We start from the raw sequence: 15,194 nt of genomic DNA, 5'->3' as shown, positions 1-15,194 counted from the left end.
TCAGATGCGATACTATTCAATGACTGCAATAAAATGTTTCTGCACCGTTGTTGCTCTTGAATTGGCAGGATTATTCGGTGCGCTTGAAAAAGAATGTAGATGTATCCCGGCGGCTTGCCAATGCCTGACCTTCAATGAAAGCGCTTGTACTACCAAAGTCTGGGTAGCTCGCTTGTCATGTTTTCGCCGTGCGTTGAGGTATCGTCTTGAAGGTTCTTTCTGATCGGGGCTAATCTTATGCAGTTTTAATTGCGGGAAGCTCAGCATTCAAGACGAGGTGATCGACGAGGCTCCTGGCCGGTGTGGTAAGTTCTTCTAAGGATTGCACCGCTATTGCCAGATTTCTTCTTGCCCAAGCATCGGAGATAGCGACCGTTGCAATGGGGAGTGTCTTTCTAAGGCGTCGGGCGGCGGTCTGCGGAATGATCGCAACACCTACGCTGGCAGCCACCATATTACCGACCCCTTCAAACGTGCGGAGTTTCGTCCTGATTTTAAGTCTGCCGCCTAGCCGGGTTGCCTGAATTTCGAGGTGCTCCTGCAGTGCGCCAGCTGATAGACCGATGAACTGTTCCTGCAGGATGTCAGAGAAACTCACGCGCTTATGTTCAGCCAGCGGATGGCTTCTGGCAGTGATCAGTACCAGCTGATCTATTGCAAAAGGAACCAGCTCCAAACCCGTAGTTTCCACCGCATCCGATAAAATTCCGATCTCAACAAAGCCGCGCAAAATGGCACGAGCAATATCGCTGCTCTGTCGTTCTTTCAACTCCACATCGATGCGAGGATTTTTTGCCATCCAGGCGGCGAGTTTTGCCGGAAGATATTCGGTGACGGTAGCGGTATTGGCCGCGACGCGAATGGCTGTGCGCATGGTTTTGGCATGTGAGCCCAATTCGCTATGCAGGTCGGCCATCTGCCGCATGACCGCTCTTGCGTGATGGACAAGGGCTTCGCCTGCTTCGGTAAGGGCAACGCCGCGTCGTCCCCGCTCCAAAAGCGAAACCTGCCCGGAGGCCTCCATATCACGCAGGCGCTCGCTTGCCGCTGGAAGCGACAGGCCGATTTCAGCCGCGCCATGAGTGATGCTGCCGGTATCGGCGACAGCGAGGAAGAGGCGAAGGTCGGTAAGATCAAAGCGCATAAGCGATGTTAGCGCGAATTCTGCCTATGGGAAAGCCGAAGGCTCTATAAGGAACTTCCGCATTCCGTCCGATGGCCAAGTCGCTATAGCAGGGACATGATTTATTCATTACCCTTGATCCTGACGATTGCGGTAACGTTCCTCGGTGCCGGCTTTGTCAAAGGCGTGACAGGAATGGGGCTGCCCACAGTCGCCATGGGCATATTGGGCGCGCTGATATCTCCGCTCTCAGCTGCAAGCCTGTTGATTATTCCGTCTTTCATCACCAATCTTTGGCAGCTTCTGGCGGGGCCTAGCTTCGGTCAGCTTATGCTTCGTCTCTGGAGCATGATGCTTGCCATTGCAGTCGGGACCATTGCGGGAACTGCGGTTCTGGTCGGGGGGAACATTGCAGTCACCACATCGATGCTGGGCTTCTCGCTCGTTATCTATGCAGCCTACACGTTGTTCGCCCGCCAGCTACAGGTGTCGGAAAAGCTTGAACGCCTGCTGTCACCTGTCATCGGGCTGCTGACCGGCTTGATTGCGGGCGCTACAGGGATATTCGTCATACCGGCTGTGCCCTATCTGCAATCGCTAGGATTCAGAAAAGATGATCTTGTGCAGTCGCTCGGGCTTTCCTTTACTGTCTCGACTGCTGCACTTGCGGTCGGGCTTTCGAGCAGGCAAGCATATTCCGGTGATCTCCTGCTGGCGTCTGTTCTGGCCATTGTTCCTTCACTGGTTGGCATGTTCCTAGGGCAGGCTTGTCGCCGCAAAATCCGACCGGAAAACTTTCGTCGATGGTTTCTGATCGGCCTTATGATCCTGGGGCTTGAAATGACATTGAGACCATTGTTCTCGATGAGTTGATGAACGGGGAACAATTTTTCCATTCCGGCAAGCGGATACGGATTTGCTTTCTTGTTCGAATCCGGCAAGGGCAGGATATTGTCTCACCCCCAAGAGAACAGTCTTTAGCTTCAACGGGTTTTCGCTGAAGCGTCCCCTATCATCGGCCTGATTGACGGAATGACCCAGAGAGATCCAGAACAACACCAGTCGCGTGCGCTCCGACTGTTCAAGCCAGTTCTTGCCGGTGCAACGCTGCGAGAACGTTCGATTGCTTGCCTCGGTGCCTTGATTGGTATCGCGCTGACCGGATTCATATCGAGCATGCTGCTGGGAAGCGGTCCGCATCTGCCTTTGATCGTAGCGCCAATCGGTGCTTCGGCGGTTCTGCTTTTCGCAGTTCCAACCAGCCCGCTGGCGCAGCCGTGGTCGATCATCGGCGGCAACACGATTTCCGCCTTTGTGGGACTGGCCGTCACCCAGTTTGTTGATGATCCGGCTTTGGCGATCGGCCTTGGCGTGGCGCTCGCGATCGCGGCAATGTCGGTTACCCGTAGCCTCCATCCGCCCGGTGGCGCAGCGGCGCTGACTGCAGTTCTGGGTGGTTCTGCGGTTGCCAAGTGGGGATTGCTGTTTCCGCTTGTGCCGGTCGCGCTGAACTCTTGCCTTCTGGTCGGCCTTGGTATCCTTTTTCACAAACTGTCGCGTCGGAAATATCCGCACGTGGCGGCGGCTGCTCCGGTAAACAAGCACAGCACCGAAGATTTGCCGCCTTCGGTCCGGATGGGTATCCGCGAGGAAGATATCGACCGCGCCTTGCTTGCACTGGATGAAAGCTTCGATATCGATCGCAACGATCTTGGACGTCTGCTGCGGCAAGTGGAGCTTGAAGTGTCCATTCGTTCCCACGGCGACCTGACCTGCGCCGACATTATGTCTCGTGATGTCGTCAGTATCGATGAAGATGCAACGGCGAGCCAGGCGCGCGACCTGATCTTGCGGCATAATCTACTGACCTTGCCGGTACACACGGCCGACGGTCGCCTGAAAGGCGTAGTCGGTTTGCGCGAATTGATGCATCCGGGTGACGATTTCAGAAACTATATCGTGGAAGCGCCCACCGCTGCGCAAGCCGATCCGGTGATGAGCCTTCTGCCCAGCCTGACCGATGGATTGGCGCATGCTGTCGTGGTTGTTGATGAAATGCGCCGCATCATCGGTTTGGTGTCGCAAAGCGATCTTCTGAGCACACTCGCGCGTTCACTTCCCGATGAAAAGCGGGTGCCTCTGAAAGCGGCATAACCTGCCGGGCCTGCGCTTCTCTATTGAATTGGAATGGTTTTCCGGGCAGGGTTTCCTGACCCGGAAATCTGCAGCAGGTGATTATGTCCGTCCAGCGCGCGAGCTTCTATATTCTACTGGCACTGGTCACCATCGCCTTTGCATGGCTGCTGTTGCCTTATTATTCGGCGGTTCTCTGGGCAGTCATTCTCGCCGTGGTGTTCTCGCCAGTACAACAACGCCTGGAACGTCTGCTCGGCGGCAGGAAAAACATTGCCGCTCTGCTTTCCGTGCTGATGTGCATCTGTCTGGTCATCATTCCAATGCTTGCGATTTTCGGTTCGCTGGTACAGGAGGGAAACTCTCTCTATCAACGCCTGAGCAGTCGCGAGTTTGATCTGAACAGCTATATCTCACGCATTCTGGGCGCCTTGCCGGATTCGTTGGAGGAGTGGCTGACCCGGTTCGAGCTGGGTGATTTCGCGGAATGGCGGGCGCGCATATCGTCTGCGATCATGCAGGGCAGTCAGCTTTTTGCCGGAAAACTGGTCAGCTTCGGCCAGAACACGCTGCAATTTTTCATAGGCTTCGGCATCATGCTCTATCTGCTGTTCTTCCTGTTTCGCGACGGTGCGGACCTTGGACGGAAGATCAGGCAGGCCATTCCGCTCAATGATGATTACACGCGGCAGTTTCTGGAAAAGTTCATCGCTGTCATCCGCGCGACGGTGAAAGGCAATATCATCATTGCCATCATTCAGGGCACGATCGGCGGTGTGACTTTCTGGTCCTTGGGCGTTGAGGCGGCTTTGCTCTGGGGCGTGTTGATGACATTCCTTTCCATGCTGCCAGCGGTCGGCGCAGCACTGGTCTGGGTGCCGGCAGCGGCCTGGTTCTTTGCAAGCGGAGAATGGATCAGCGGAGGCATTCTGGTTTTCGTGGGCGTATTCGTGATCGGACTGGTCGATAATCTCCTGCGCCCGCCTCTGGTCGGAAAAGGCACCCGCATGCCGGATTATGTCGTGCTGATCTCCACGGTTGGGGGCATTTCACTGATCGGGATCAATGGTTTTGTGGTCGGGCCGCTGATTGCCGCGATGTTCATTGCTGCGTGGTCGCTTCTGGCAGAAGAGCAGAAGGGGAATAGCTCCGCTCAACTGCCAAAGAACTAAATCTTACGCGACCTTCAGTTCCGCGATGGGAAGTCCGGTTTCGGTCATCTTGTTGTCGACACCATTTTCATCGAGAAACTGCTTCATCTCGGCATAGGTCTCGAACCATGCCCGGTTATACTTGTCGAACAACGACTGATCCCAATAGTCTTCCAGCCGGAAAGGCTTGTCGCTGAAGACGTCATAGCTCGGTATCTTGTAGGTTTCGGCAAATTCGGCTGTACGGCTGTCATAGGTGAAATAGATGGACGGCACACCGTTGGCCAGCGCCATCAGATTACCATGCAGGCGATAGCCGAGAACGAGCTGTTGCCTGCGCACCAGTTCCTCGTAATCGGCAACGACATCCGAATAGAACATACGATGGCGATAGAGGTTTTCTATTGTCTCGTCGAAATACCAGTCCGCTGTCCAGCGATGGTTCTTGAGCGCTGCAATGGCCTCCTCCTTCTGCTCCGCAGTGCCGAAGACCATTTTCTTCTCATCGATCTCGCCCTGAGCCATCAAGGTCACATCGAAGCGCTCGGCCATGGTTTTGATAAGGTCGCGGTGACGCGTCAGATATTGCTCGATATCCTGCGCATAGGCTGGTGAAACCTCTCGACGAACCGTAACGCCGACTTGAGCCACGTTTTCCAGTGGTGGCAACTTGATACGCAAATGCTGGTTGTTGCGGCGAAACGCCGTTGGACAACCGACGATGCGCACATTGCGGATGCCGATATCGTTCAGTACCTGCGCCGTGTAAGCGCCGCGCACACCGATGGATGTCGTCGAATCTGCAATGATGCGCAGGACCGCCTTGGTCTCTTCGGAAAGCTGTATTTCTCCTCTGACCGGCGCTTGTGCTCCGATACCGAATGCTATGACCGGCAGTTTAAGCCGTTGCAAGACCGGGATCGTGTCGCGCCAGTTCATATCCTTGTTGATATAGTTCGAACCGCGCAGGATCACATAATCATACTCTTCACGCAGCTGATCAATCTTCTCAGGTGAGAAATTGGTGATCGGAAGTTCTGAAGCCTTCTCGTAATTCATCAGTTTCAACGATGACTCGAACACGAAGGCATCGCCGATATTGTGATAATGATTGATGCTGCCCTGAACGTCGGTGTGACGATACCAGCGGACATTGTCGTGATCGTACACTTCTCCCGCAGGGATCATGACGAGGGCGCGTGCCATACGGTCTTCCTTCTGTTTCACTAAGGTCAAGCCAGGCTCAGCTTGCCTGAGAAAGAGCAGTTTGCGTAACTGCCGGTTTCTGTCTGCGGGGTTTTGACCCACGCAGCCGGTTGTAGAGGTCCAGATGTTCCTTTGCGCAATCGACATAGTGGACCGGATTGCGGATGGAATGATGCAGTCTATCCCATATGCTCGGCTCGCTGAGCACTTCTGTAAAACGGTCGGCCAGATCCTCGGCGCTGCGAACACGGAAATGCAGGCCGTCTTCGCCATCGCGGATTTTCTCAGCCATGCCGCCAATATTCGAGCAGATGACCGGACGGCGATGGTGCAGCGCCTCCTGAATGACAATGGGTGAATTTTCCCACCAGATTGAGGGCATGACCACCCAGTCGACCGACTGCATGAGGCGCGGCATTTCAGCATTCTGGTACGCACCATAGAAACGCACGCGCGGACCAGCCTCTTCAATCAATTTCTGCATGCGCTCCTGAAAAGCGGGCGGCTGCTTTTCCAGATTGCCGCCGAAGATCATCAGGCGGGAATCCTCGCCCCATACCTGTTCCGGCACACGCGATACGGCATCGACCAGAACGTCTATGCCCTTGAACGGGTTGATCTGACCAAAAAAGGCAAAGCGGCTGCGACGCGGGTTCGGGCCGGTTAGCTCACGCGGAGGGGTAACATCGCGGATGGCGATACCGTTCTCGATGACTGCCATCTTGTCGGGGTTGAGGCCCCATTCCAGATAGCGGTTGGCAAGGAACTCGCTCGGCGACACAAATCCGTCGGCCAGTTCCAGCATGCCGCGCACGAAACGTTCGCGCTTGAGAAAACGCGCTGGCGGTATCTGCGGAAAACAGCCGTGGCAATCAATAGGGGATGCCTCGTTGCAGAGCTTGGAGGTGCCAGCTTTGACCATCTGGCCATCATTGTTGCAGATCGACAGGAATTCATGAAACGTCACCAGAATGATGCGATCCGGCAGTGCCTCGCGGATGGCATAGAGCGTTTCAAGCCCGAGGCCGAGAACATGATGGAAATGCACGATGTCCGGATCGAAGTCGCGGACAAAGCGCAGCAGGTCACGACGGATTTCATCGGTGTTCTTGTTCGACAGATAGAAGTGATCGTATTCGTCGGCATGGAACAGGATTTCGTCGCTGGCGCGCCGCATGCTCATGAGAGCCGTCGTGCCATGCCGAGGGATCGGATGAGCGGCTCGGGCCAGATAGACTGACTGCACATCGGGAATGCTGTTCAAACCCTTGTGCAGATTGTAGGAAGCGATTTCACCACCACCGAGCGAGATCGACGGGTGAGCGTGCGAGATGACGAGAACACGGAGTTTATCGCTCATGCGGATTCCTCCACCTGTACGTTACGCCTGCCAGCGAGAATGGAGGACCACCGTGCATCGAAGACCTGCCGGTCAATGCGCTCAATGAGCGCTATGGTCGATGCCCTGTCAGTTACGGATGTATCGTCTGCTCCCAGCATCTGCGCTGATGGTAACCAATAGGAGCGCAAGCCCGATTGTTTGAGTTTCAATCCGAGATCCAGTCCCTTTTCATGGGTGCCGAGATAACCGCGCGTGAAACCGCCGACTGAAAACAGGGCTTCGCGTGGAAGAATGCAGCACTCGAACGTAGCCGTTGCGACTTCCGTCAAGGACATTCCTGAAACGGCGTCGATCGGATAACCGGCGTAGCGGCTGATCAGAGCGCGATCCGCCGACATGCCGGATTGCGGTCCTGCAACCCAGGTTCCCGCCCAGCGAATTGAATCATCCTCATAGGCAAGGGTGGGAGACAGAACGCAGTCCTTGTGCGCTTCATAGGCGCTGATGAGCTTGTTCAGCCATCCGGAGCGGCGCGGCAGCAGCGATCCCGCCAGAAATATGACCTGATCTGTCGAAACCGTGCGGGCGCCGACTTCCAGTGCATCGTAGAGGTCTTCCGACCCCGTAGCTGAAACGAGCCTGATGCGAAGGCGGTAGAAATCCGCAAGACGCCTGATTTGTACGCCGACGCGATCAATGATCTCGGTTGCAGCTGCGATTACGATTGGCGCGATGCGGGTTTCGGGATCAAGCGCGAGAAGCGCCAGCAAAGGTTCGACTTCCTCGACGCGCTCGTCGATACCGATGATGATCGCAGGCCCTATCGCATCTTCGAAGGGGCCGAGATCGACTACACCAAAGACTTCCGGCGCAGGGCGGTTGACGCCGCGCAGCAGCGGCACGAGCTGCTGGTCGACAATATGGCGCAACGCCCATGCATTTGGATCGGTCGCGCGGATTTGCCGTACGATAGCGTCACGCGAGGTGACGCGGATTGGCGTCAATGGAAAAAATGCGCGCCGTCCGTCGCTGATTGCAAGTTCTAGATAGAATGGCGACGTGCTGTCGCCTGCAAGCTCGGGTGCGAAGGCAACGAAACCATGCGCGTGACGGCTGGGGTCCAGCCCGGCATTGAATGGCGGCTGATTGTCGAATTCGTGGGTGACGTCGGGCCGGTCGATGCGGGTCCAACTGGTATCGATCTGGATTTCACCGCGATGACGGCGCAGCTTCACACTTTCCACGTGGCTATCGGGATCGAGCAGCCAGCCCGAAACCAGCATGCCGCTGCCTTCCACCCGGAAGACATTGTCTATCCCCATCCGGACAGGAAAGGGAAGGCTGGATACCGTGTCGGCACCATCGAAACGATTTGCGGCGGAACGCATGCGCAGCAGGATGTCTGTCGAGCTGCGTACCCGCGGCAGAATTGCCCGGATATGGCCCGGCGTTTCACGCGAGCCGGACAGCAGCCTGCGGTCGTAGACTTCGGTAAAACGCCAGCCCCTTCGCCCGCGAAACAGAAGCCGTTCGATATCAGTCGGTTCGACCGGTTCGTTGGCAAGAAGAAGGCCTGCAAATCCGGAAGCTTCATCATTGAGATCTGGCCGTGCGAAAACGCTGACTGCGCATTCCGCAAGTGATGGGTTCTTGCCGCTGATCAGCAGCCGGGTTACGGCGGGCGTCAGATCCTGCGCCCAGCCCTGAACGAAAATCTCGCCTTCATCGCTGCCGCCGATGAGTTCGATGCAGCCGTCAGAACGGGCTCCCGCTTGCAGCAGAACGGTGATGGCCGAAAGTTTCTTCCGGCTGATAGGGCCGGAAATCAGACCTTCCACCAGTTCATCGATGACGCCCGGCAAGCTCGGTCCGGCTAGATCGCCGATCATGGCGACAAAATCGGCAATAGAAGCGGAGCGCGATGCGAAATTGTAGCGGGCGACCTTTGCCCGGTGTTGGAACATGATCGTCTTGAGAGTGCCACGGCGCAAAGCAGCCGTTGGCACGATGGCGACGAAACCATGTGTTCCAACGGGCGAAGGCTCCCTGAGCGGCCATGTGATCAGGCTTGTCTTCACGCTCATGGCGGGGTCGCCATTCAGGAACGCTGTTACCTGATCGTTTGTTGCGCTGCCGATGCCGAGCACCAATGCCAGCGTGTCTTCGATCGCGCTGCCGACGACCATTTCACCCTCCATCATCATGGGAGGGCGATCCGGTGAACGAGTTGGTCTTGCAATCGACTGTTGCGTGATAGGTCTCTCGTCTTGCGCCATAAGGTTTTTCCTCAGGGCATGACCGCGAGGGTCAGCAATGCGCCTGCGACAAAACCCGTCAAGACGGCAGCCAGCAAGAACAGGAACTTGAGGTCGCCGCCGCTGCGCTTGCGCACGTCATCCAGACGCTGTTCCAATCCTGCGACAACGCCGTCCATGCGCATGATGTGCACGTCAAGTTCGGTCATGCGCTGATGGAGATCGGTTCGCAAACCGTCGACGGAACTTGCAATGTCGAGCAGTTCTGCCGGGGCGGCATTGCCGGATGCATCAAGGGTAGGCGCGACGCGCTGCAACGAACGTTGGTTGACTTGCAACTGGCGCTGCGCTGCCATCAGCATGTCGAGCTTGTCCAGAATGCGCGTCATCGGCGCGGCGATAAGCGCTTCGGCCGCCTGTTCGTCAGGCTTCGGTACGCGTAGCTTCTGCTCCGCGCCAGACGCATTGGCGGCGACGACAACGAGTTCGCCAGCTCGAGCAGCGGCAAACTGCGGCAGCATCACCTCAAAAGCGTGCTTGCCATCGCCGATACCGTTGCGCTTCAGATCAGGGCGATCCTTGTCGGCGGGGGCTTCAGCAATAGGCTTGTCGTCCAGCAGAACGCGGATCAGAAGCCGTTCTGTCGGAACTGATGGATCGAAGGCCCAGCCATAGAGACGGCCTTCCTCGATGGCGTCAACGCGTCCTTTCATGGCTTCGGTCCTTTGAGGCGCGGCAGTGGCATTGGATGCCGCTGCCTGTTTGGTTTCCCCCTCGGATGGAACTTTGGTCGCGATGTTCATGATTTACCTCTTATGCTGCCTCGACACGTGCGATACGCAATGTCCCGATCAGATCGAGGTAGCGTGCGGCGGTCGTGTCGATGGTGTCCGGATGACGCGCATTCTCGCTCAGAGACTGGCGCAAGTCCGGGTTTTCCGCCATTCGACGCATCGCCTGTGCGAGCGCGAGCGGATCATTCGGCGGAACGGTGAGGCCATTGACCTCATTCTCAATCATTTCGGCCATTCCGCCGATATTGCTGCATATGACAGGACGATTCTGCCCCTGTGCTTCCTGAATGACGAGCGGAGCATTTTCCCACCAGATCGACGGCATGATGGCGCAGTCGACGGACTGGATCAGCTGGGCAATGTCCTCACGACGATAAGCACCCCGACGCTGGACAAACGGCGATGTCTCGGCAAAGAGCCGGTCGATTTCGCTGACAAAGCTTTCGCTTTGGAATGGTGCTGCGCCGTGCACGCGCAATTCGAAATCGAAACCCTCGGAAATAAGCTGCTGTGCTGCTTCAAGCAGGACCGTCGCGCCCTTCCACGGATTGAGATTGCCGAAATAGCCGAAGACCGGTTTGTTGCGCTCGACCTGCCGCGTTTCGGCGGCGGGGCGCTCCGGTTGGCCATTGGGAATGACGCTGATCTGCTCTTCCGCAAGTCCCCATTCGACATAGCGTTGTTTCAGAAACTCACTCGGTGAGACGAAAGCATCGACTGCGCTGAGGAGCGATTTGATATGCCGTTCACGCAGTACGAATTTATCAAGCGCGATGTCCTTGAAACAGGCATGGCAGCGGTCAGGACCGGCCCCATGACACAGTTCCTTTCCAGTGGTACGAACCATCAGGCCATCATGGTGACAGATGGGGTAATAGTCGTGTAAAGTCAGTATGATACGGCAGTCCGGTAAAGTTCGGCGCACGATATGCGGGAATTCGACGCCGAGCAAAAGCAGATGGTGCAGATGGACGACATCAGGCCGGAAATCCTGCAGTAGTTCGACAATGTCGGGAACGATCCCGTAAAGGTCGATCTGGCTCATGTAGAAACGGTCGAAATGACCGGACCAGAGCAGGATTTCATCGCCACCATTACCGATGCTCTGAAAGCTCGTACCGGGACGGGCCTCACGATGCACCTTGTTGGTGGCACCCATGAACATGGCTTCGCAACCGGCGCGCTGATAGGCGCGGAAAAGATCGTGCGCGAAAATTTCAGTTCCGCCGGGGTGCAGAGATGGATGGTTATGGGCTGCTATGAGCACACGCTGGGCCATCAGGCAGCACCTCGCGAGGCGATGAAAAGATCCTGATAATGATCCGCTTCGATGCCGCGCCAGTGGCCGAATGATTTTGTTTCGAGCGTCAGTTTCGTGCCGGCAAGCGCACGATCCAGAAATCCGTTTTCAAACCCGACCGCCGCAAGCGGCGGCAATTCCGGTACGAACCAGCACGGTCCGTTGCCATGGCGTTCAAATGCAAGTCGTTTGTCCCGTTTGCCAAGGCGGTCGCGCGCGGCCACATCGTCCACGACGAAGGCCGTCATGAATAATTTTCCACCGGGAACGAGGACGCGAGAAATCTGATCGAGATAGGTCTTAACCTCGTCTGACGTCAGATGCGTGACCACCGATGTCATGATGATGAAGTCGAAGCTCTTGTCCGCGAAAGGCAGGACGAGATTGAGCCCGCTGACCGCCCCTTTTGGGTTATAGAGGTCGTGGGCAATATCGATGTGGCGGAACTCGAAGTTCGGATAACGCGATGTGATGTTCTGGCGACACCAGTTCACGCCGCCTGCCACGGGATCAATCCCGGAATAGCGCGCTTTTGCTGGATCGAGATATTGCGTCAGCGGCACTGCCATGCGACCGATACCCGAACCGATATCGAGCACACGGGCATCGGGTCGAAGCCCGCCCTTGCGAATGAAATGACCGAGAAATTCGGCGCCGACTGCACGATAATCCCCGTCGCCGACGAACACGCTGTTCGGGTCGGGGGAGGGCAAAAAGCGGTTCTTCAAAACAGACTGCATCAGCCAATCGATCTGCGCATCCGGTATTGCTGGTTTGGCTTCAAATTCTGGCTGTTTCAGCGCTACCACGTCCGTCAAGCGGCGCTCCTTTCAGATTTGGTCATAATCACATTGGACAGGTCGGCAGTGCCCTCCTGCTCCCGTGGCGGGACCATCAATTCGGTAATGTCATCATCCCAGCGCTGTGTGTGGAGCCAGGAATTATATTGGCTGGCGAGGCCGCGCATGTAATCCGTGCTGCGGCGGATCGAACGGCGCTCGAAATGGTAAAGTGCTACGGCGGGTTCATAGAATATCTGGAAGCCAAGTTGCCTGATCTTCAGGCAGAGATCGCTGTCCTCGTAGTCGCCGATCACATAGTCTTCCGTAAAGCCGCCGACGAGATCGAAGATATCCTTGCGTGTTATCAGGCACGCACCGGTAACCCCCGGCACCTCCCTCGAACGAAGCGCAGGCGGATAGTTGCCCGGCATACCCTTGTAATAATGGTGGTTCAGCCAGACCCCCTGACGGTCGCGGGCAAAATAAAGCCCCGCATGTTGAAGCGAGCCATCCTCGAAAAGAAGGCGAGGACCGATTGCTCCGAGCTTGGGCTGATCGAACAGAGGCTGGATCAGCTGCTGCAGCCAGCCATGTTCCGCAGGAACGACGTCGGAATTCAGCATCACGATAGTCGCTCCGGTCGCAATGCTGGCGCCTGCATTGCAGGCACGTGCATAACCACCATTGCGGTTCATGATGGCGAGCTTGAATGGCATATCGTGCAGAATGTGCAAGCCGCCCAGCATATGCTCGGTGTCGTCCTGAATTTCAGGAGAATCCAGCACGAAAATGAACTCTGCATTCTCCATCAGCCAAGGGTCCGTCGCCATCGACGAGAACTGGAAACGCAGAAAATCCAGGTTGCGGTAGAGTGGAATAACGATGGATGCGAGTGCGGAGGCGGGCGTTGTTCCGTAATCCTTCACTTCGGATATCCGCACCGTTGCGGCGAGCTTCTTCTCAACTTCGGTGAGAGCTGGTCCCAGAATATGCGAGAAGACGTGAGGCCTTGCCTGCTGCGGCGGCACGGACCGCAAGATGCGATTACGCTGCGTCGATGGCTCGAAGGGTTGCGGTGCGGGGACGAGGGGCGCGGTGGTACCGGACGCAAGACGCATCTGGAATCGTGGCTGCAAGAGCGGCCCAAGATTCTGCACCGAAGGAAGCCAGGCGACAAAGCCCGTCACATCCTGCTGTGGCGTATCTTCCCGCTTGGCAATTTTGGCTGGAAACTTGTGAAAGTTCGGCTTCAGCGACAGCGCGCTTCCGTTTTCGGGAAGATATTCGATATCGGCAAGCATGGCGGCGGGGTCATGCATCCACCCGCCAACAATCAGTCCGCCATCGAGCGCCAATGCGAGATCGATTTCCGCTGCGGGATGGGTGGCCGATTGTGCTATCTGGCGAACAGGGAGCGGAGTGCGCGTTTGCAGGTCGATGGCGACCGCAGCACCGGAAGGGCTTAGTTTGCCGAGCTGGCGAACTAAAAACTCCCGCAAAGCACCATTGCCCTGCCATTTGGTCCACCACTTGGCGAAATCTGTTTGTTCACCGGTCGTTGCCGCAAGCTTGCGAACGGCAACGCCTTTCTGGCCGGTGAACACCAGCAGCAGCGATGACGGCAGGTCTTGCGCTGCTTCCAGCAGAAAATGGCATGGCTGCCAGGCATTGCGAGCCTGCCTGCCCACCACAAATCGTGGCGGAATAACCGTGACGCTGCCGGGTGTGATGCCATAGATGGCCGAAATCTCGCCCAGCATCGGGTCGACCGCGGTTTCAAGAAGGTGATGTCCCTGAACCGGCTCGCCGCAATGCTGGGCCTCGCGCGGTTCCGGCGTCAATGCGAAAGTCAGGTCACGCACGAGGGATGCGAAAGTCTGGTTTCGCGACAGCCGGAAAGTGCTGCGCCACGTGGTCAGAATATTGGTCAGAAGCTTGATGTGGCCGGGTAAGGTGAGGTCGCTCACGACATACTCAACGTCAAAGGGAGCAAGCTCGTTAGCTGGATACACGATAGCCTGAGCCGTAGGGCCGAGAGAGCCTGCGGAGAGCGAAAGTTCGACGGGTTCTTTACCCGTGCGCATGGCCCAAAACATGCGTAGGCCGCCATTCTCGAGCGGAATGCCAACGCTCAACAGCGGAACCGGCTGGGCCGCCATTTCAAATGTACATTTGGTGGTTGTGCGAGCCGGGCCTGGGATATCCCAGATGACCACAGCGACATCGGCGCAAAGACGGCAAATAGAGAGGTTCTCGGTTTTGCTTTCAGTGTCCGCCGAATGATCGAGGTTCAATGTGAGGCCCTTTCATTCTTGCAGGAAGTTCGGCTTGCAGGAAGTTCCGGGCACGCAAAACTAGGGAAGATGCGTGCCCGGTGAAGACGAAACGTGCCCGACGGGAGGATTGCCGGGCACGCTCTCAATTGTTCAATCAGTGAACAGTGAAGTACTGGTCGGGATGAGCCTGTACATCGTCTGCATTGGTGTTCACGAGGGTAACGGAATCGCCATTGCCGAGATCGACAACGACATTGCCACCAACCTGCGTGACACGATCGGCAAGATCGTCTGCGGAAGCGATATCAAGACCATTGATACCCTTCTGAATTTGCAGAATGTCTTCGCCGGGATTGAAGTCGAGAATGACGTCGTTTCCGCCGCCACCATTGAACAGGAATGTATCGCTGCCATTTCCGCCGATGAGAACGTCGTTTCCGGCACCGCCATCGAGGATATCGCTGCCATTCCCACCGTAGAGAATGTCATTATGCGCGCCGCCAAAGAGCAGGTCGGAGCCGTTGCCGCCCTGGAGAATGTCATCTCCATTGCCGCCATACAGCACGTCGCTGCCATTGCCGCCGCTCAGGACGTCGTTTCCTTCATTACCGAAGAGAATGTCGTTCCCGTTTTCGCCGAACAGGGTGTCGTTACCCGTGCCGCCGAAAAGGATGTCACTCCCGTTACCGCCGAAGACAGTGTCGTTACCATCGCCTCCGAATACGAGATCATCACCGCCATGGGCGCGGATGAAATCGTCAAAGCGGGAGCCGAACAACACGTCGTCGTAGGCGCCGCCTTCTAAAGTGGCCATCTGCTTCTCCTTGTGTTC

Annotated in this window: 12 protein-coding genes; 3 read left to right on the top strand and 9 right to left on the bottom strand. The window is 56.6% G+C overall.

Going from position 1 to position 15,194, the window contains the following annotated elements:
* Positions 1 to 235 precede the first annotated feature (235 nt).
* Positions 236 to 1,144: a LysR substrate-binding domain-containing protein gene (locus tag KWJ32_RS03975; RefSeq protein WP_012092848.1), complete on the bottom strand. Its 909-nt coding sequence runs from the start codon at positions 1,142 to 1,144 to the stop codon at positions 236 to 238.
* A gap of 96 nt (positions 1,145 to 1,240) precedes the next feature.
* On the opposite strand from KWJ32_RS03975, the gene KWJ32_RS03970 reads away from it, so the two are divergent.
* The 3 genes from KWJ32_RS03970 to KWJ32_RS03960 all read left to right on the top strand — a co-directional run bounded on the left by KWJ32_RS03970 (position 1,241) and on the right by KWJ32_RS03960 (position 4,428).
* Positions 1,241 to 1,996 carry a sulfite exporter TauE/SafE family protein gene (locus tag KWJ32_RS03970; protein ID WP_012092849.1) on the top strand — a complete coding sequence of 252 codons (756 nt, stop codon included), beginning with the start codon at positions 1,241 to 1,243 and terminating at the stop codon, positions 1,994 to 1,996.
* Between the two features lie 159 nt (positions 1,997 to 2,155).
* Positions 2,156 to 3,277, top strand: a complete 1,122-nt coding sequence (locus tag KWJ32_RS03965) for an HPP family protein (RefSeq protein WP_012092850.1) — start codon at positions 2,156 to 2,158, stop codon at positions 3,275 to 3,277.
* Between the two features lie 83 nt (positions 3,278 to 3,360).
* Positions 3,361 to 4,428: an AI-2E family transporter gene (locus tag KWJ32_RS03960; protein ID WP_012092851.1), complete on the top strand. Its 1,068-nt coding sequence runs from the start codon at positions 3,361 to 3,363 to the stop codon at positions 4,426 to 4,428.
* Between the two features lie 3 nt (positions 4,429 to 4,431).
* On the opposite strand, the gene KWJ32_RS03955 is transcribed toward KWJ32_RS03960, so the two are convergent.
* The 8 genes from KWJ32_RS03955 to KWJ32_RS03920 form a co-directional block, all read right to left on the bottom strand.
* Complete coding sequence (locus KWJ32_RS03955; protein WP_040128358.1) at positions 4,432 to 5,613, bottom strand: polysaccharide pyruvyl transferase family protein; 1,182 nt, start codon at positions 5,611 to 5,613, stop codon at positions 4,432 to 4,434.
* A 37-nt stretch (positions 5,614 to 5,650) separates the two neighbouring features.
* Complete coding sequence (locus KWJ32_RS03950) at positions 5,651 to 6,973, bottom strand: glycosyltransferase family 4 protein (RefSeq protein WP_012092853.1); 1,323 nt, start codon at positions 6,971 to 6,973, stop codon at positions 5,651 to 5,653.
* A complete protein-coding gene (locus KWJ32_RS03945) occupies positions 6,970 to 9,231 on the bottom strand; it encodes a hypothetical protein (RefSeq protein ID WP_012092854.1) in 2,262 nt (753 codons plus the stop codon). Before KWJ32_RS03945 ends, KWJ32_RS03950 begins: the two co-directional genes overlap by 4 nt.
* Before the next feature lie 11 nt (positions 9,232 to 9,242).
* Positions 9,243 to 10,013: a hypothetical protein gene (locus KWJ32_RS03940; RefSeq protein ID WP_012092855.1), complete on the bottom strand. Its 771-nt coding sequence runs from the start codon at positions 10,011 to 10,013 to the stop codon at positions 9,243 to 9,245.
* 10 nt (positions 10,014 to 10,023) lie between these two features.
* Positions 10,024 to 11,283, bottom strand: coding sequence for a glycosyltransferase family 4 protein (locus KWJ32_RS03935; protein WP_012092856.1), 1,260 nt, complete (start codon positions 11,281 to 11,283; stop codon positions 10,024 to 10,026).
* Positions 11,283 to 12,122, bottom strand: a complete 840-nt coding sequence (locus KWJ32_RS03930; RefSeq protein ID WP_012092857.1) for a class I SAM-dependent methyltransferase — start codon at positions 12,120 to 12,122, stop codon at positions 11,283 to 11,285. Before KWJ32_RS03930 ends, KWJ32_RS03935 begins: the two co-directional genes overlap by 1 nt.
* The gene (locus KWJ32_RS03925) at positions 12,119 to 14,380 is read right to left on the bottom strand and encodes a glycosyltransferase family 2 protein (protein ID WP_012092858.1); all 2,262 of its coding nucleotides are present in this window, start codon (positions 14,378 to 14,380) and stop codon (positions 12,119 to 12,121) included. Before KWJ32_RS03925 ends, KWJ32_RS03930 begins: the two co-directional genes overlap by 4 nt.
* 136 nt (positions 14,381 to 14,516) lie before the next feature.
* On the bottom strand, positions 14,517 to 15,176 hold the full coding sequence (locus tag KWJ32_RS03920; protein WP_010658633.1) for a calcium-binding protein: 660 nt from the start codon (positions 15,174 to 15,176) through the stop codon (positions 14,517 to 14,519).
* Positions 15,177 to 15,194 lie beyond the last annotated feature (18 nt).

It is taken from the genome of Ochrobactrum sp. BTU2 (assembly GCF_024539785.1).
GTDB lineage: Bacteria > Pseudomonadota > Alphaproteobacteria > Rhizobiales > Rhizobiaceae > Brucella > Brucella anthropi.
Note: the sequence above shows the minus strand (reverse complement) of the source record. Positions and strands in the feature narration are given on the sequence as shown.